Source organism: Streptomyces sp. NPDC005181, from assembly GCF_040608395.1.
In the GTDB taxonomy this organism is placed as follows: Bacteria; Actinomycetota; Actinomycetes; order Streptomycetales; family Streptomycetaceae; genus Streptomyces.
In genome coordinates this window covers 25,127-43,699 of record NZ_JBEXID010000033.1, presented here as the reverse complement: position 1 = coordinate 43,699, position 18,573 = coordinate 25,127, and the positions used below count along the sequence as shown (strand labels likewise).

Genomic DNA, 18,573 nt, shown 5'->3' with positions numbered 1-18,573 from the left:
CGACCGTCAGGTCGAACCGGCGTGCTAGCGTTCACCCCACGCAACTCCCCTCCCAACGAGGGCTGTTGAAGGAAACGCCTGTTCGGGAATACGGGAGAGCTCCGTCCTCGGGCTGGTTGCACCGCATGCTTGCAAGCGCCATCCAGTCATGGGACTCGTTGGCGTTACCAGAGGGAGGGGAACCCCGTATGAGCGACGATGGTGACGACTGGATGGCACGGTTCATCAAGGAGTACGACAACACGGAGGACCCTGACCTCCGGACCGAGCTTCTGATGTGTCACGGCATCCACCCCGAAGTCCTGGCCTCGGAGCGGCGGCGCCTCGCCCGCCGCAAGAAGATGTCGTCCACGGAGCGGACCACCGCACCCTCCGAACCCCGCGTGCGTCGCACATCCCGTGCCACCCGTCGCCCCACCACCCCTCGGCGCGCCGGTAGCCCCCGCACCTACCAGGTCATCCGCACCCGGAGGATTCGCACGACCGGGCGGACTGTGACCGTCATGACGACGACCGTCACGGTCACGACCGTCACCACGGTCACCACCACCAACAGCTGACCCCACCCTTCTCATCAGCTGCCTCACTGCTTCTCCAGGGGTGCCGGCACCACGCGTCGGCACCCCTGCATCCCCCCGCGCATCCTCGGTTCGTTTCTCTCGCTCGAGACAGGTGCTTCATGACCGACATGCCGTTCGCCGACTCTTCACTGCCCCCCGTGATCACGACCGTGATCCGACAGTCCTCGACCGTCCTGAAGACCTACGAGGTCGACCCGGGGCTGGTACAGGAGCATGCCAACGGCGAGCGTCGCATCACTCAGGGCGGCTACGGCGAACGCCAGTTGCTCGAGCTCGTCCAGAACGCGTCGGATGAGATCGCCGCAAAGCCCGGCGGCAAGCTGCACGTCGTCCTGACCGACACCCACCTCTACTGCGCGAACGAGGGCACCCCGGTCACGCCGGAGGGTGCCGAGACGATCCTGCGCATGAGCGTGTCCCGCAAGCGCGGTGGGCAGATCGGACGCTTCGGCGTCGGCGTCAAGTCCGTGCTTTCGGTGTCCGACTCGCCCCAGTTCTTCAGCGGTAACGGGGACTTCGGCTTCGGGTTCGACCGGGAGTGGTCCGCCGCTGAGATCGGCCGCGCCCTCGGCCGACAGGGCGACATCGGCATGGACACCCCGGTACTCCGCATGGCCCGGCCTCTCGATGTCGACCAGGAACGCGCGGACGACGGCGTGTTGGACAAGCTCCTGCGCTGGGCTACCACCGTCGTCCGTCTTCCTCTGTTGCACGGTGCCGCCGAACGCCTCGGACACGACATCAGCGGTTTCAGGAGTCGCGATGGAAGGATGACCGACGCCTTCCCTGCCCACTTTCAGCTGTTCTCCTCCCATGTCGGCCAGGTGCTACTGCACGACGAGCGCACCATGCCCCCCAAGCGCAGAGAAATCTCGATCGAGCGCGAGGGTAGTCATCGCACCCTCAGGGAGGTGACACGCGGCGCCAAGCAGACAACAGAGCAGTGGAAGGTGTTCTCGGCCAGCTACTCCCCCACGGGGGAGGCCGCGGACAGTGCGGGCGAGTTGCACGGCCGGCCGGTCCTCGAGGTCTCCTGGGCTGTGCCCGAGTACACCGTCCGCAACGGCCTGTACACCGCACCCGTCGGCAAGGGCTCATTCTGGGCATTCTTCCCGACAAAGTATGAGGTGTCGCTGACCGGCATCCTGAACGCACCGTGGAAGACCAATGAGGATCGCCAGCACCTTCTCGACGGCAGCCCTTTCAACCGGGAACTGCTGCAGGTCGCGGCTCGGTTGGTGATCGACACACTGCCCAAGCTCATGCCTGCCGAGGATCCCGCCGCATACCTCCCCCTATTGCCGGGCCGCACCAAGGAGAAGCTGAATTGGGCCGACGAGTACTTCCTCCGACGGGTCTGGGAGATCGCTGCCGAGCGCCCCTCTCTGCCTGACCAGACCGGCGAACTGCAGGTTCCTCGCGATCTGTTCATTACTCCTTCTGACCTTGACAAGGAATGGGTACAGATCTGGTCGGAGTACAGCGGCCGCCCCACCAACTGGGTGCACGCATCCGTCGACGCCTCCGACACCGCCCTCCGCCGCGGCAAGATGAAGCACATTCTGGACGCGGCAGGGAAGACGCCCGAGAACGTCAAGGACTGGCTCGAGGCGCTCGTCTCCGACGGCTCCGCGGAGGCCTCGTCCCACGCCATCGAAATTCTGTCCCTCATGGTGCTCAAGGATCAGGCCGGACGTCAGCGCGGGGACTCCCAAATCACCTCCGAGGCCCGCACAGCCAGGATCATCCTGACCGAGGAGCACGGGATGGTCGCCCCCGTAGCCGGTGAGATCTTCCACCGCACCTCTGCCGACAATCTCCGCGACGACATGGTCTACGTCCACCCGGCAATCTCCGAGCGTCCTGAAATGGCGCGCCACCTGCACACCATCGGCATCAGGGTCGCCGACGCGCAGGGGCGGTTCGAGGGCGTCCTCGATCAGGGATTCGACAACTACGACAACAACGCGTGGGCGAACTTCTGGGTCCTGCTGCGCAGCGCCGGTGGCAGCCTGCAAGTCGACAGGGTGCGCGCCAAGGTGCCCAAGCCGATGGAGACGCTGCGTGTCCGCACCTTGGACGGTCGTTACCGGCCGATGCGCGACTGCCTCCTGCCCGGCCCGGTGGTACCTGCCGACGGGAGCCGTGACAAGGCTGTCACCGTCGAAATGACCTTCCACGAGAGCGACAAGTCGGTCTTCCGCGACCTCGGACTGTTCGACCGTCCCACCGGCGGACACCGGCCCCACGAAGAAACGTGGTTCCAGGAGTACCGGCAGGTCATTCACGATCGACACCTGCGCAATCTGGCCAGCACCGCCCCTCGTCCCAGCATCACCCGACTTACGGTCGAGGGCGCTCCAACGCTGGGACCACTGCACCTGCTGCCCGTTCTGTCCGAAGAGGGTCGCGCCGCCTTCGTGTCGGCTCTACCGGCGTCTGACATCTCGCAGCACTGGCAGATGCAGTACGGAAGCGTCGCCAGCACGCGCATGGCGGTTCTATCCCCGCTGCGCTGGATGATCAACAAGCACGGGCTCGTCAAGACCTCCATGGGTCTGACCCGCGTGTCCGAGGCCGTCGGTCCCCAGCTCAAGAGTTTCCGGACTGTGCTCCCCGTCGCCGAGATCGCGGAAGAGACGGCGCGAAGGCTCAACATGCCCACGTCCGCCGACGAAGTGCCCACCCGGCGCTGGGGCAAACTGTTGGACCTCTTGCTCAAGAGCGAGGACGACGCCTTCATCGGGCGCGCGTACGCCCTGCTGCACCGGATCGGCTTCGAGTTCCCGGAGGGCCTGCTCACCCGCTGCCGAGTGGGATCGTCCTGGGAGGGACGTCCCGACAGTGAGATCGCTGTCGCGATGAACGCGGTGGAATTCCAGGAACTCGTCCGTGAACGACTTCCCGCCCTCCTGGTCACCGACAAGGCTGACGTGGCCACCGCGAAGGAGATGATCGAGGACTGGGGCATGCTCAAGGTCTCGGACGTCATCAGCAGAGAACTCGATCTCGTGAAGGCCGGGCCTGCCACATCCCTGTTCGAGGAGTTCCCCACGGTCAAGGTCCGTCTCGGACAGGCGGGCAGCAGCCACAAGATCCAGCGCTGCTCCCAGCTGGAGCAAGTGATGCGGACACCCATGGGCAGCAAGCGGAAGCCACTCACGTTCGCAAGGAAAGGCCAGACCCTTCTCGTACTGGACTCTCTCGACCGGCAGCAGGTGCTGGAGGCCGCTGACAAGGAGTTCAAGTGGGGCTGGGGCGTGGCGGGCTGCCGCCAGGCCCTGGCCCTCCAGGAGAAGCAGGAGCGTGACCAAACCCTCCTGAATCGGCTGCGAGAGGTGCGGGAGGCCGAGAGCATCATCGACAAGATCGCTCTGCTGATCGGTGAGGACGCCTTGCGCGGCGAACTCCCTCCCGGGCTCATGGAGAGTGAGATCCATGAGCACGGCGCCGAGCCAAACTCACGGCGTATCGCGGAGATGGCCTTCAACGCCCACGGCGAGGCGATACTTCGGGTCCACTCCCGCGACCTCGCGCTGGACTTCCCCACCCGCGCCCCCGGCTCCTTCACCGGGAGCTCGAAGGCTCTGCTCTTCGTCACGGACCTCGGGTTCCCCGACTCCTTCGCCGGCGCCCAGGTGCCCTCACTGGAACCCCGCCTGGAGATCGACGGTCCCACTGAGTTCCCTGCCCTTCACCCGTACCAGGAGGAACTCGCCCAGGCGCTGCTCGGCCTGTTGAAGAACCCGATGCCTCAGCGCGGCATGCTCAGTCTGCCGACCGGATCCGGCAAGACGCGTGTCACCGCGGAGGGTGTGATCCGCTGGATCCGTGACCGGGCAAAGCTGCCTGGCCCGATCCTGTGGGTCGCTCAGACCGAGGAACTGTGTGAGCAGGCCGTGCAGAGTTGGAAGTTCGTCTGGTCGAAGGTCGGCCCCGAACATCCTCTGGTCATCAGCCGGCTCTGGTCGTCGAACGAGGCCACCCCGGTCGACGGGCGCCCGCACCTGGTCGTCGCCACTGACGCAAAGCTGGACAGCTGCATGGAGAAGGAGAACTACACCTGGCTGAGGAAGACTGCCGCGCTTGTCATCATCGACGAAGCGCACACCGCGATCTCCAGCCGCTACACACGTCTGCTCGAACAGCTCGGCCTCACGCACCACCGCACCAGTCGCCACTTGATCGGTCTCACTGCGACTCCGTACAAGAACAACGAGGACCTGACCCGCCGGCTGGTGCAGCGATTCGGCAACCGCCTCGACACCGGGGTCTTCGACGGTGATCTGTCCGTCGCCATCAAGGGGTTGCAACACATCGGCGTCCTGGCCCAGGTGAAGCACCGAGAGCTGCCCGGCGCTGCCATAGCGCTGACAGCCGACGAGCGGGCCCAATCCGAGAAGTTCGCCACCCTGCCCAAGGGTGCCGAGCAGCGGCTGGCCGAGGACCACGGACGCAGTCAGCGCATCGTCGACGAGATCGCTGCCATGCCTTCGGCCTGGCCGGTTTTGGTGTTCGCCACCTCAGTGGCCCACGCCAAGCTGCTCGCCGCCAAGCTCGGTGACCGGGACATCAAGGCCGCCGCGATCGACTCGACCACGCCCACCAACGAACGCCGGAAGCAGATCGACGACTTCCGTAAGGGCAAGATTCAGGTCCTGACGAACTACGGCGTGCTCACCCAGGGCTTCGACGCACCGGCCACCCGTGCCGTGGTCGTCGCCCGCCCGACCTACAGCCCGAACATCTACCAGCAGATGATCGGACGCGGCCTGCGCGGCCCGAAGAACGGTGGCAAGGAGAGCTGCCTGATCCTGAACGTGCGGGACAACATCACGAACTACGGTGAGAAGCTCGCCTTCACCGAGTTCGAGTATCTGTGGAACGGGGACCAGTGACCATCGCCCCCCTCATCGAACATCGGCTCACCGACTCACAGCGTGCCGTGGTAGACCAGCCCTGGGACGCCCGAGTGCTGGTCACGGCCGGGGCTGGCGCCGGAAAGACGCATACCCTCGTGCGGCGGCTCGACGTCTTGGTGGAGCGCGAAGAACTGGAGGCCGGGGAGATCCTGGTACTCAGCTTCTCCCGCGCCGCCGTGCGCGAGCTCACGGACCGGATCGAGCGGCACGCCGCCGCCGCGCAGCGCATCCGTGTCCAGACCTTCGACGGCTGGGCCGCAGCCCTGCTCAACCGCGCCTACCCGGACGTGGACTGGGAGACATACACCTTCGACGGCCGTATCGAGGCCGCTACCGAAGCGATCGACAAGGGGGCGGTCGAAGGCGGCGAGTACGTGCCGGCCCATGTGGTGATCGACGAGGTTCAGGACCTCGTCGGTGTCCGCCGGGAGATGGTCGAGGCGCTGCTCGACCGGTTCCAGGAGAACAGCGGGTTCACCGTGGTGGGGGATTCGGCTCAATCCGTGTACGGGTTTCAGGTGTCCGATCCGGATCAACGGGCAGAGGAGACGGACCGCTTCCTGGAGTGGGTGCGTGCCACGTTCGGCGAGGACCTGGTGGAGCTTCACCTGGACGACAACTTCCGAGCCCGTAGCGAAGCGGCTCGGATGGCTCTGCCCTACGGCTCCCCGTTGCAGCGGTTGCCCCGCGATCGGGCCGCGGCCGGCGGCGAGGCGGAGCGTATCCACGGTGACCTGCGTGCGCTGCTGCTGTCGACGCCGAACTTCGGGGACTTGGAAAACCAGTTCGTGCTGGCAGCCCTGCGCGACTATCCCGACACCACCGCCATCCTGTGCCGCGACAACGGCCAGGCGCTGACGTTGTCCGGCACTCTGGCCGCCGCCGACGTCCCGCACACGCTGCAGCGTTCGGCCCGCGAGCGCTCCGCCCCTGTCTGGATCACCGAACTCCTCGCCTCGACCGGTACGACCGCTCTCACTCGGGAGCGTTTCGAGGAACTACTGGTCGACCTGCGGATCCCCGTCGGCAGCGTGCCGGAGGCGCTGTGGCGGTCGGTACGAAAAGTAGCGCGGGGCCGTGGTCGAGGAACCCTCGATGTCGTCGCGCTGCACCGCGCGCTCGCCGAAGGCAGACTGCCTGATGAGCTCACCGCGACACAGCCGTCCTCGCTCGTGATATCGACCATGCACCGGGCCAAGGGCTTGGAGTTCGATCGGGTCCTGATCGTCGAACCACACGTACTGAAGGAGCCGGCCCCGGTCCGGAAAAAGAAGTACGACTACGACCCGGCTGCTGAGGCCCGGCTGCTGTATGTGGCCATGACGCGGGCCCGGGACGACCTCTACGTCTTGGACGCGCCCAACTCGTGGCTCATCCGGAAGGACAAGAGGATCGACCGCTGGTACCTGGGCGGTCGCAGCACCTGGGCCCGTAACGGAATCGAGCTGATCGGTTCGGACGTGTCCCACGAGCAGCCTCCGGGCACGGAGGGATTTCAACAGGACGCCGAGGAGCTCCGGCGTCACCTGGTGACCGATGTCGCCGCCGGTGCCGAGGCGGAACTCGTTCTGTTGCACGGCATCCCTGTCGCCTCTGACCAGTCGCCTCCGTACGCGGTAGTGGTCGGAGGGCGACAGATCGCGGTGGTGTCCGAGCGCTTCCGAACCGACCTGCACCGAATGCTGCGCCGCACCTCACACTCCGAGGTCGATCGATGGCCGCAGCTGATCACCGGCCTCAGGGTCGACTGTGTGGAGAGTGTGGCGGGCAGTCCCGCCGCCACCGAAGCCGCAGGACTGGGTACGCACGGCGCCTGGGTCGCGCCCCGGTTGTGCGGCCTGGGGCGTTTCCACTGGTACGCGGACGAACCTGAGGGGAACGAAGGATGAGCGGGTCGACCCACCAAGCACACTACGAGGTGCGCGACTCGCTCCTCGATGCCCTTCGGCAGGACCTACTCGGCCCCGTGGGTGGTGTGGACGAGGTGCTTACGGATGACGCGCCGATCACCATGTACCCGGTCGGTGTGCTCTTCCCCCGCTCACGCCCGGACCGTTCCGACAACTCGTCCCGGGCCGGGATGGCCGAGCAGGGGGAGCTGGAGTCCGAGCGGGATGGGCTCGACACGGTACCGCTCGGCGTCCGTCGGGACGTCGAGGACGGGCCCGGCGATCTGGGCGTCTCGCTGGCGAACGTCCGGATGCCGTCGTCCATCGGCCTTACCTTTGCCGTGGACCCGACCGTGTCCAACCGGATCCGGTTCACCGTACGCACTGCCGTCTACCTCCCCGAGGATGTCGAAGGGAAGCCGGTGGCCGCGAAGCGGACCGAGGCACGGAGCACGAAGGCCCAGCGGGAGCATTGGCGGCGCTCCGCCCTGCGGATCGAACCCGTCGATGTGGACGTCACTCAGCCCGGTCTGCTCGATCCCTTCGTTCTTCACACGGGGCTGGAACTGCGCGTGCTGGTCCGTCCCCGGTCCACGTCGGACGGGACCGTGACCGTGACGGCCACGGTCGTCAACAGTCTTGAGGTCGGCCGATTCGACCTCCGCGACGCGCACTGCTTCTACCAGCCGGTGATGAACGTCACGGCGGAGGACGGCAGCAGCCCGGTGTTCGTGGTGCGGACGGCCACTCAGGGTGCGGTCGACTCGGAGCAGGCGCTTAGTAGGCTCCTGCACCGCCATGTGCCGAGCTTCGCCACCGGCCACGGGTGCGCGGCACATTGGGATTGGACGCCGCCTCCGGTGGGATCCGTATCGATCGATCCTCCGACGGTCACCGCCCTGCGGACCGAGTTCGTCCCCTCCCACGAGGTATTGCTGACCGACTCGAACCCCGGGATCGACAACAGACCACTGACCATGTACCAGCTGGGAACCGCCCCGTCCCATGAGGTCGGGTCGGCGCTTCGCGCCCTGCTGGCGGGATACGAGCGGTGGATCGAGACCCAGGAGGATCAAGCTCGTCTGCTGCGCGACACGGAGGACGGCAAGGCTGCGGCCGATCAGGTCCTGCTCTGCCGGCGAGCTCTGCGCCGGATGCGTGAAGGCGTGGATCTGCTGGAAGACACCGACCGGCCGGACGTTCTACGGGCATTCCAGCTGGCAAACCTCGCGATGGCCGACCAGCGGGCACGTACCGCGTGGATCAAGAGCGGCAGATCCGGCCATCCGGACGAGCAGGCCGGGCGGTGGCGCCCCTTCCAGATCTCCTTCATGCTTCTCTGCCTCGCCGGGATCGTCGATCCGGACCACAAGGACCGAGAGATCTCGGACCTGCTGTGGTTCCCCACAGGTGGCGGCAAGACGGAGGCATACCTCGGGCTTATCGCCTTCACCACCTTCCTGCGGCGGTTGCGGGACGGGGAGGACGGGGCAGGCGTCACCGTGCTCATGCGGTACACACTCCGGCTCCTCACCCTCCAGCAGTTCGAGCGCGCCGCAGCACTGATCTGCGCCATGGACCGGCTACGGGCCGCCGACCCGGCAAGTCTCGGGCACAAGGAGATCTCCATCGGCATGTGGGTGGGCCGTTCGGCGACCCCCAACACGCTGGCGGTCACCGAAGGCAAACTGGCGGACCTCATGCGCAACGAGAACCTCCAGTTGCAGACCGAGAACCCGGTCCAACTGCGGAACTGCCCATGGTGCGGCGAGCCGCTGCGCCCGCGGGACTACGCGGTCGATAGTGATGCCAAACGCATGACGGTGAATTGCCCCTCCGGTCGTTGCGACTTCCACCGGGGGCTTCCGGTACACCTCGTCGACGAGGCCGTCTACGCCCATCGTCCGACCTTGGTCATCGCGACGGTCGACAAGTTCGCCTCAATGCCCTGGCGGCCCGCGTCTGCGGCCTTGTTCAACCGGGACGTGGACGGGGTCCGGCCGCCCGAACTCATCGTTCAGGATGAGCTCCACCTGATCTCGGGACCGCTCGGCACGCTCACCGGCCTGTACGAGACAGCCGTGGACGCCCTGGCGGAACGCCCCAAGGTCATCGCCTCGACGGCGACCATCCGACGCGCCGACGAGCAGGGCACCCGGCTCTTCGCCCGTTCGGTGGAGCAATTTCCTCCCGGCGGCCTCGACGCACGAGACTCCTGGTTCGCCGTGGAGACACCACGCGAGCGCAAGGCGGCCCGCTGCTACGTCGGCCTACTGACCTCCAGCACAAGCCAGGCCACCTTGCTGATCCGGGTCTACGCGGCCCTGCTCCATAGGGCGCACACCCACGATGCCCCACCTGAGGTGAAGGACGCTTACTGGACTCTGGTCGGCTACTTCAACAGCTTGCGTCTGCTTTCGGCGGCAGAGCTCCAAGTCCTCGACGACGTCCAGGAGCGACTGGGTCACCTCGCAGTACGGGACGGGCTCAAGGCGCGTCGCGCAGACGCTCTCACGGAATTGAGCAGCCGGGCGAACGCCAGTGACATCTCCCGCCGGCTCAAGGACGTGGAGCGCCGACTCCCGAGCCCGGAAGTGCTGGACGTACTGCTCGCCACCAACATGATCTCTGTGGGTGTCGACGTGGACCGGCTCGGACTGATGGCCGTGATGGGGCAACCGCAGACCACTGCCGAGTACATCCAGGCAACGAGTCGCGTGGGTCGACAACACCCTGGCCTTGTCGCCATCATGCTCAACTCCACGCGTTCGAGGGATCGTTCGCACTACGAGGACTTTCAGAGCTTCCACTCCGCCCTGTACCGCGAGGTGGAGTCCACGAGCGTCACGCCGTTCTCCGCCCGGGCCCGTGACCGAGGACTGCACTCCGTGGTGGTGGCTCTAGCTCGGTTGATGCTGCCTGCCGCACGGGCCAACGAAGCGGCAGCACGTGTTGAGGACTTCCACACCGACCTCCGCGAGCAGGTCGGCAAGGTCCTGCTCAAACGGGTTTCGGCGGTCGAGCCGACCGAGCTCGAAGCCACCACCGCGGCCTTCGAGGAGTTCATCGAGTGGTGGCGGGACGAGGCGCTGGCCCGCCCGAACCTCGTGTACGAGGCTCCACGTGGCTCTCGCGGGCCCGCCCTGTTGGCCAACTACGACGACGAGTCGGCCGACGTGTCGCCGTGGAAGACACTGTGGAGTCTGCGAGACGTAGATGCCTCGTCCACCTTCTTCGAGGAGCGCTGAGCCATGGGCCCCGTCCCGCCCCGTACCCGTCGCCGCGGCCTCCCGTCTGCTCCGGCACGTACCGTCCGCAAGCTCGGCGAGATCCGACGCGCCCAGCTCATCACTACGTACGGCGTCGGAGCCATGATCGCGGTGGAGAACGAGTCCTTCCTCATCCGCGGCATCGACTCGTGGGACATCTCCGAGGCGCCCTTCATCTCGGAGCCCCGGCTGGCCCGGCAGCTGGGTGTCTCCGGGTTCCGGATGCCACCGGCTCCCGATCCCGACTCGGCACGGGACGGCGTACGAGCGGTGCGCTTCCCGGAGATGTACTCATGCCCTCATTGCCATCAGTTGCAGCCTTTCCGTAAGTTCAACTCGCCGGCCGGACGAGCTGAGTGCTCGACCTGCCAGGAGAGCTTGGTCCCGTCCCGCTTCGTGATCGCTTGCACGCACGGACATCTGGAGGACTTCCCCTACTGGAAATGGGTTCACCGGGGCAACCGGATGGGTTCCGGGGCCTGCGGGGGCCAACTGACTTTTCAGGCCGACGGCTCGACCGCATCGCTGCGTGCCGTGCTGATCGGTTGCAGTTGCGGGGTGGAAAAGGTGTCCATGGAGGGGTCGTTCCGACGCCAGGCCCTCCGGGACCTCGGCATCCGGTGCGGTGGTCGTAGCCCTTGGCTCAAGGACGCTCCGGTGGAGAGCTGCCAGGAACCACCGCGCACACTCCAGCGAGGTTCGTCTTCAGTCTGGTTCCCTGTCATGTACTCGGCATTGTCCATCCCGCCGTGGAGTCAGGGCATCGCCAAACTCGTCGCACCGTTCTACGACGCTCTCAAGGACGAGGACCCCGCCTCCATCAAGTCGTACGTGCGCATCGTGAAGCTGCTGCGTCACCACCCGAACTACACCGAGGACGATGTGGTCGCCGAGGTCGAGCAGAGGCGTGCGGCCGAAGTCGCCTCTGCGGAACCGATCGATGGTACGGAGGCCGCAAAGCGCGCCGTCGACTACCGGCGGGAACTGTACGAGGGTGAGTACCGAAGCCTTTCCAAACTGCACCCAGAGGTTGCCGAAGAGGAACAGGAGTTCGTCTGCGAGCCCCCCATCACTCCGGTCGATGCTCTGCGCTCGTCCCATGGGCTGGCCCAGGTGATGTTGGTCAAGCGGCTGCGCGAGGTACGGGCACTGCAGTCGTTCCGGCGCGTGGAGGAACCGAGTCCGGCCGACTCTCAGCTGCGCCAGGCAGCGATCTCGCTGACAAAGCCGAGTTGGCTTCCGGCTTTCGAAGTGAGCGGTGAAGGCGTGTTCCTTCGCCTCGACCCGGAGCGGCTTCGGATCTGGGAGGAGCAACCGGAACAGGTCGCTCGCGCCGCCCGGATCCGCGAGAACCACGAGAGGCTGCTGTCAGCACGGGCGGGCGACTCGGACAAGCTGGTTCCTCCTTCACCCGCCACGCCCCGCTTCCTCCTTCTGCACGCCTTGGCTCACTCACTGATCAACGAATGGAGCCTGGACGGCGGCTACCCGGCCGCATCCCTGCGTGAGCGGCTCTACAGCGACGAAGACATGGCGGGCGTGCTGATCTACACGGCCTCCAGCGACTCCGCCGGCAGCCTCGGCGGCGTCGTCGCGCAGGGTGAACCGGACCGTCTCGCAGAGACCCTTCGGGCCGCTCTATACAGAGCGAGCTGGTGCTCGAACGACCCCTTGTGCATGGAGTCGGAGACGAGCGGTGCGGACAGCCTGAACATAGCCGCCTGTCACGCCTGCATGTTGCTCCCCGAGACGAGCTGCGAGAACAACAACATCCTGCTCGACCGGGCAGCCTTGGTCGGGACACCGGATGGTCGGGTGCGGGGCTTCTTCACTCGCTGACGCCCAACGCCCAGGCGGCCCGGGGCCCGCAGACACCCCGGCCACCGGATCGGCTCACATCACGAGAACTCGAGACCAGCTGCGAGCACAACAACGGGCTCCTCGACCGCGCCCTGCTGATCGGGACTCCGGAGGACCCATCGATCGGGTTCTTCAGCGAAGCACTGCTGCTCTGATCGCGGTGTCATCCTGTCTGGATCAGCTCCGCCTCGAAGTGCATCTGGGCCCGGTCCAGCGCCTCGTCCGGGTCGTAGCCGTGGGCAAGTAGCCAGTGGAGGAGGTCGGCGATCAGATCGATCGCCGCCTCCTGTTGGAAGGCGGCATGAGTTCGCCCCGTTCCGCGGCACGACGCCACGCCGCCCGAGTAGAGGGTCAAACAGGCCTCACCCTTCGCGACCCTCCCGTCATCGACATGCCCTCTGGGCGAACCGAGTCGGGTGGCCAGGTCGCACCAGACGAGCTTGGAATCCGCACCCAGGATCACACCCCACCGGTCCGACATCGCATCCACCAATGCCAGCCCGCGCCCCGCCTCGGCGTCCGGACCGGCCGATAGAAGTGTCGGGAGGGCGCGGGTGTCGGGGTCACGCAGGCCGATCCGCAGATGCGTGTCCCGCATCTCGGCCGTGAGCGTGCACGGCGTTCCCTCACCGACATGCCGAATCACATTCGCCACCAGCTCACTCACGCAGGTCTCGGCGGCGTCGGCCACGTCCGACAGTCCCCACAGGCGCAGGTGCAACCGCACGACTCGTCTCAGCCCGGCGACCTCTTCGGGCTCCGCCAGGAAGGGCAGTCCCCAGGGCTTTCGCGTCATGCAGCCGTCGATCCCGTTCACCACGAGCGCACGCCTTTCGCCGGAGCAAGCAGCCACTCCTCACCCTTTGTGAAGTGCGGTGACTCACAGTCGTCCCGCAACAGAGAATGCCAACCGTCGATCCCTTCATGCAATGTGCACGGCGAGATTCGCTCCTTCGGGTGATTGGCCCGGGCCACCGATTCCGATGGGATGGAACCTCAGCAACACAAAGGGGAGTTGAAGTGGCCGGTTCACCCACAGCACGCCGCCGCCGATTGGCGATCGAGCTCAAGAAGCTCCGTGACGAGAGCGGCCTGACCTGCAATCAGGTCGGCAAGGAACTCGACTGGAGCGGCTCCAAGGTCAATCGGCTGGAGACCGGCCAGGGTCGGGTGCAGCCCTCGGACGTGGACGCCCTGTGCCGCTTCTACGGGACGTCCGACGAACTGCGCGACCTGCTGAAGTCCCTCGCGAAGGAATCGAAGACCAAGGGGTGGTGGCACGCCCACGGGGACGCCATTCCGTCGTGGTTCTCGGTGTATGTGGGGCTGGAGCAGGCCGCCTGCAACATGCGTACCTACCAGGGCGAGTTCGTGCCCGGCCTGCTGCAAACATCTGAGTACGCAACCGAGATGAGCCGCGTCACGCCCGACCTCCCCCACGACGAGATCCAGCGCCTCGTCGACGTACGCATGCGCCGCCAGGAGCTGTTGACGGCTACGGACGGCCCCGACTTCTGGTCCGTGATCCACCAGAGCGCCCTCATGCACGTGATGGGCAGTCGAAAGGTCATGACCGCCCAACTCGAACGTATGCTGGAGATGTCGAAGTTGAGGAACGTCACGGTGCAGGTGCTGCTGTACGACGCCGGGGCGTATCCCACCACCGGGCCCTTCACCGTGCTCGGCTTCCCTGAGCAGGAGGACCCCGATGTGGTGTACAGGGAGGGTCTCACCGACTCGATCTACCTGGAACTTCCATCAGATGTCAGCGTCTACACCCGGGCTTTCGACCACCTCAGGGCCCTCGCACTGAGCCCGCAGAGATCAGCTGCGCTGATCCGTTCCGCCATGGAGGAACACTCACGATGAACCTGCCTCCCACCGCCCCTCAGTGGCGGAAGAGCAGCTACAGCAACGGCGCCGGTGGCGAATGCGTCGAGGTTGCCGACCTGCACCACACCGTAGGCATACGCGACTCGAAGCGTCCGAACGGTCGCCACATCGCCGTACAGCGGGATGCGTGGGCCGGGTTCATCTCGTCGGTTCGTCTGCGCCAGCTCTGATCCGATCGGTGAGAGCGAAGGCCGCCACCATCCCCGCTCGCCCTACCACGACGGCCGGTCATGCCCTCCGGATCGGGCTGTGCTGGTGATGCGGCGGAGGCACGTCCACGGTGTCCACGGCTTCGATAGCGGTGCGGTCCCGCGAACGGAGCCCCCGGGCGCCCTGCACCCTGCCCAGCTCCGTCAGCCAAGCACCTGAAAAGCACCCTCCACCGACTCCACGAACCTGATCATCTCCAGGTGGTACGTGGCCTGGCTCGGGTCCGGGAAGCGCACGTGGTGCCGGTAGTAGCGGTGGAAAGCGATGATCAGCGCCGCGTGGGTGATCTCCCCGGGGAGCGCCGCCACGTCCTCCTCCGAGAGCGGGGCGATCTGCTCGTAGCCGGCGACCAGGGCCTTCACTCGCTCCGGTGCCAGTTCGCCGTCTTCCTGGGCCAGGCCCACCGCCGTCATACCGAGGTCGAGCAGCGGGTCGTCGAGGGAGATCGTCTCCCAGTCGAGGACGGTGAGGCTGCCGTCGGTCCGCACGATGATGTTGTCGTCGAAGAGGTCCCCGTGCGTGACCGTTCGCGGCCGATGGCTCGTCGCTTCGGCCCGGTGGATGCGGCTGAGCCGGTCGGTGAGCCAGGCGGCGAACTCCCTGTCCGGGAGTTCCGGGATGAGGGCCTCGTGGTCGGCTGAGAGGCGGCGGGTGCCGACCGGGATGTCGGTGAGGCCCGGTGACTGCGTTGAGAGCGCGTGCAGTTGGGCGAGGATGCGGCCCGCTTCGGGCAGGAGCTTCACCGGCAGCGGCTGCTCCACCCGTCCCTCGGTCCACACCTTGAGGATCACCGGTCGGCCGTCGAAGTGTGTGATGAGAGAGCCGTCGGTGGCGGGTACGACCGCGCTGGTCGGCACGCCCAAGAGGAACAGCGCCTGGGTGTGGGCTGCCAGGGACTCGGCGCTTGCCGTGTCGTGGTTGTCGAGAATGGTCAGGACGAATTCGGTGGAGGCGGTGGAGAGGCGGAAGCTGGAGTTGGCCGCGCCGCCCGACAGCGGTGCGAGCTGCGGATCGTCGAGGCCATAGTTGTCGGCCACGGCCGGCAGATCGATCTGTTCCAGCGTGGTGTACTTCGCCACCTGATCATTCTCCTCTGATCGCGGCAGCCTCACGGCGCCGATCTTCGACGATCGCCACCCAGCGTGCCCGTACGGAGGCCTGCCCGTCCAGCCACCTCGCTCGGGGTAGGTCGGCCGGCGGCTCCTCGTCGGCCATCAGGTACGAGAGTTCTGCCAGGTAGGCGAACTCCTCCCCGCGTACGCACGCGCGCAGCCGCCCCCTCGCCTCGTCCAGCAGGTCGGGGTGTCCGAGCACCAGGAAGTGCAAGCAGACCGCGAGGCGGATGTAGGCGATGGAGGAGGTCAGTCCCGCCTCGCGGGCGCGGGTGACCGTGTCCTCGGCGCGCTGCGGGAGGTCTACAGCAACACCGGCGTCCCGTACGAGCGTGGCGATGGCGGTCTGGATGTCCGCCCAGCGGATCGACACCCCGCCGAGCATGTCCTCGGCGCGGGCGATCTGTTCCGCGGCGCGGGGGCGGTCCTGGAAGGCGGCGGCGAAGGCCAGGCATGCCTGGGAGAGCGCCGCCTCGCCCGGCTGGTCGAGGCCGAGTGCCTCGTCCCGGCCTGTGGCGTAGGCGGAGCAGGCCGGTCCGATGTTGCCCTGCGTCCACCACAGGTCGCCGCGGGCCCGGTCGGCCCGGCCCTCCGGCCCGAGCGCGTCGACTGCGATGCGTACGCGTTCGAACCGACCGATCCGGCGGGCCAGGTGCACCAGGCCACGTGCGGCCGTGGGGGCGAGACGGCCTCCGGCATCGGCGACCTGGCGCATCCCGTCCAGCGAGTTGTCGAAGTGCCCCAGGTCGCGCTCGCATTCCGCGAGGAAGTAGCGCGGCAGTTCGCGCAGTGCGTCGGGGAGTTGGTCCGATGCCAGGACCGCACGCAGTCGGTCCGCTGTGCGTCCGCGGTGCTCGCGCTGTCGTTGGGCGATCGCCAAGAGTGTCACGGCCAGCGCTTCAGCGGGCGTGCCGATCGTGTCCCCTCCGCTCTCGTCCAGGACCGGGAGTTCGATGGGCTCCCAGACGAAGTCGTCCACGTACCGGAACGCGGCGTCGGCCAGCCAGCCCAGGTCCAGCCGGTAGTCGCGGGCCAGGCGCAGGCCCTGCCGCAGTGCGACCACGAGGCGGGTGCGGTCGTCACCAGTTGCTTCGCGGCCGAGTGCGGTGAAGGTGCGGCGGGCCGCGCGCTGCCAGTCCGCCTCGCTCCACCGGTCCTCACTCGTGTGGTCGGCTTCCCGCACCACGTCCCGCACCAGATCGTGCAGCCGGTACCGCCAGGGCGCACCGGGGTCGGTGTCGACGAACGGCCGCTCGACCAGGTCGAGGGCGGGCGCGTCGTGGTCGAGGCCGGCCGCGGCCGTGCCCAGTTCCACCGAGAAGGAATCCAGCAGGCTGACGGCACGCAGTACACGGCGTATGTCCGGGGTGAGGTCGCGGAACGTACGCGCGACAAGGGCGGGGAAGTCGAGGTTGAACTCGCCGGGGGCCGGGGCGCGGTCGTGGCGGCGGTAGAGGTCGAGGAACCGCATGACCGCCAGGTCCAGGTAGAGCGGCAGGCCGTGGGAGTTCGCGGTGATCAGGTGGCGGGTGCGGTCGTCCATCAGCGGCCGCCCGGCGATGGTCAGCCGCTCGCACAGGTAGATCTCACAGTCCTCCGCCGAGAGGTAGCCGACCGTGTGCTGACGTGGTTCCTCGCTCGCACCGCCGACCAGCAACGGCCAGCACTCCGGGCCCGCCCAGTCGAGCTGGCCTTCGAGCTTGGGGTCGTCCCACTGGAGCCGGTTGCGGCCAGTGATGATGAAGAGGGCGTTCGGCATGAGCCACACCACGCGCTGAATCAGCCGCTCCAGATCGCGGTGCACGCGGTCGCCGACGTCCTCGAAGGTGTCCAGCAGGACAACGAGGGTTGCCCGCTTCTTCGACGGTACCCGGCTGAGGTCCCAGGACAGCAGATGGGAGTAGTAACTCAGTGCCTCAAGGTCGGGGTCGGCCTCCAGCAGGTCGGCCAGCCGGTGGCACTCCGCGAGCGCACGTACCTGCCGCCGGTGTTCGCGCAGGGCCCGGACGACCACACCGACGCTCTGCCCGATCACTGCGCCCGCGGTTCCCGGCAGGGCCACCGCCTGCGCAATGTCGGACAGCGCCGACTGCATCTGCCCCGATAGCGACCGTGTCCCGGGGAACCTGCTGAACCAGGTGCGCCGTCGCAGATACTCGTCGACCGGCTCCCCGGGGTGGTTACGCTCCCAGTACCGCTGGAAGGCGAGGTCGAAGGCCGGCATGGGTTCCCCGAGCTCCGATGCCGCCAGCCGCAGCGCCAGCATCAATGTCTCGAAGTCAGCGCCGGAATCGTTGGACAGGTCGATGCGTACGGGTACGACCCGTCCGACCTCGGCTTCCAACGGCGCCCAGTTACCGCCGCGTGCGGAGCCGTCCACCAGGTGCTCGGCGACGCCGCGCGAGAAGGTGGACTTGCCGATGCCGCCGACCCCGTAGAAGACGAGGGCGTTGCACCGAGGGATCTCCAGATCCCCCACGTCGAACCCGGGTCGCCGCACCCACCGGGTATGCCGTACGAGGGAGTCCGCGACGGTGGCCCATTCGTCACGCCGGTCCGCAAAGAAGTCGACCGCCTTAAGCTCGCGATCGTTGGACCGGAACAGCGCGCGAAGATCGGACCTGGCCACGTAGCCCCCCATGTAGACAAGCTCAACTCAACCAGACCAGCAGGCATGTTGACAGCCAGTCACGGGAGGATTCCCTGAGAGTGAGGTATGTGGCCGGGCAACGTCGCACGCCCGGGCCATCAGGGATGCGATGTGTGCAGTGCACTCGCACGGGAACGCGAGGAAGCTGCCGCGATGGGTAACTGGTCGACGGTCGCCGACTGCAATG

General features: G+C 66.9%; 10 protein-coding genes. 7 read left to right on the top strand and 3 right to left on the bottom strand.

The genetic code is table 11. The features are described 5' to 3' along the window. The first annotated feature begins 188 nt into the window (after positions 1–188). The 5 genes from ABZV38_RS21610 to ABZV38_RS21590 all read left to right on the top strand — a co-directional run bounded on the left by ABZV38_RS21610 (position 189) and on the right by ABZV38_RS21590 (position 12,500). Complete coding sequence (locus ABZV38_RS21610) at positions 189–560, top strand: hypothetical protein (protein WP_356329253.1); 372 nt, start codon at positions 189–191, stop codon at positions 558–560. Positions 561–679: 119 nt separating this feature from the next. Next, on the top strand, positions 680–5,479 hold the full coding sequence (locus ABZV38_RS21605; protein ID WP_356329251.1) for a DEAD/DEAH box helicase: 4,800 nt from the start codon (positions 680–682) through the stop codon (positions 5,477–5,479). Next, positions 5,476–7,392: an ATP-dependent helicase gene (locus ABZV38_RS21600; RefSeq protein WP_356329249.1), complete on the top strand. Its 1,917-nt coding sequence runs from the start codon at positions 5,476–5,478 to the stop codon at positions 7,390–7,392. The genes ABZV38_RS21605 and ABZV38_RS21600 overlap by 4 nt, the downstream gene beginning before the upstream one ends. Beyond that, positions 7,389–10,640 (top strand): helicase-related protein, encoded by a 3,252-nt coding sequence (locus tag ABZV38_RS21595; protein ID WP_356329247.1) that lies wholly within the window; start codon positions 7,389–7,391, stop codon positions 10,638–10,640. The genes ABZV38_RS21600 and ABZV38_RS21595 overlap by 4 nt, the downstream gene beginning before the upstream one ends. A gap of 3 nt (positions 10,641–10,643) precedes the next feature. Next, positions 10,644–12,500, top strand: a complete 1,857-nt coding sequence (locus tag ABZV38_RS21590; RefSeq protein WP_356329245.1) for a DUF1998 domain-containing protein — start codon at positions 10,644–10,646, stop codon at positions 12,498–12,500. Positions 12,501–12,684: 184 nt separating this feature from the next. On the opposite strand, the gene ABZV38_RS21585 is transcribed toward ABZV38_RS21590, so the two are convergent. Continuing rightward, positions 12,685–13,317 carry an ATP-binding protein gene (locus ABZV38_RS21585; RefSeq protein ID WP_356329243.1) on the bottom strand — a complete coding sequence of 211 codons (633 nt, stop codon included), beginning with the start codon at positions 13,315–13,317 and terminating at the stop codon, positions 12,685–12,687. A 224-nt stretch (positions 13,318–13,541) separates the two neighbouring features. Here ABZV38_RS21585 and ABZV38_RS21580 point away from each other — a divergent pair, with 224 nt between their 5' ends. Together ABZV38_RS21580 and ABZV38_RS21575 are read left to right on the top strand one after the other, a co-directional pair. After that, a complete protein-coding gene (locus ABZV38_RS21580) occupies positions 13,542–14,390 on the top strand; it encodes a helix-turn-helix transcriptional regulator (RefSeq protein WP_356329240.1) in 849 nt (282 codons plus the stop codon). Further along, positions 14,387–14,584, top strand: coding sequence for a DUF397 domain-containing protein (locus tag ABZV38_RS21575; protein WP_356329239.1), 198 nt, complete (start codon positions 14,387–14,389; stop codon positions 14,582–14,584). Before ABZV38_RS21580 ends, ABZV38_RS21575 begins: the two co-directional genes overlap by 4 nt. A gap of 183 nt (positions 14,585–14,767) precedes the next feature. Here ABZV38_RS21575 and ABZV38_RS21570 read toward each other — a convergent pair whose 3' ends face one another. After that, positions 14,768–15,703: a phosphotransferase gene (locus ABZV38_RS21570; RefSeq protein WP_356329237.1), complete on the bottom strand. Its 936-nt coding sequence runs from the start codon at positions 15,701–15,703 to the stop codon at positions 14,768–14,770. Positions 15,704–15,707: 4 nt separating this feature from the next. Further along, on the bottom strand, positions 15,708–18,377 hold the full coding sequence (locus ABZV38_RS21565; RefSeq protein ID WP_356329235.1) for an ATP/GTP-binding protein: 2,670 nt from the start codon (positions 18,375–18,377) through the stop codon (positions 15,708–15,710). Between the last annotated feature and the right edge of the window lie 196 nt (positions 18,378–18,573).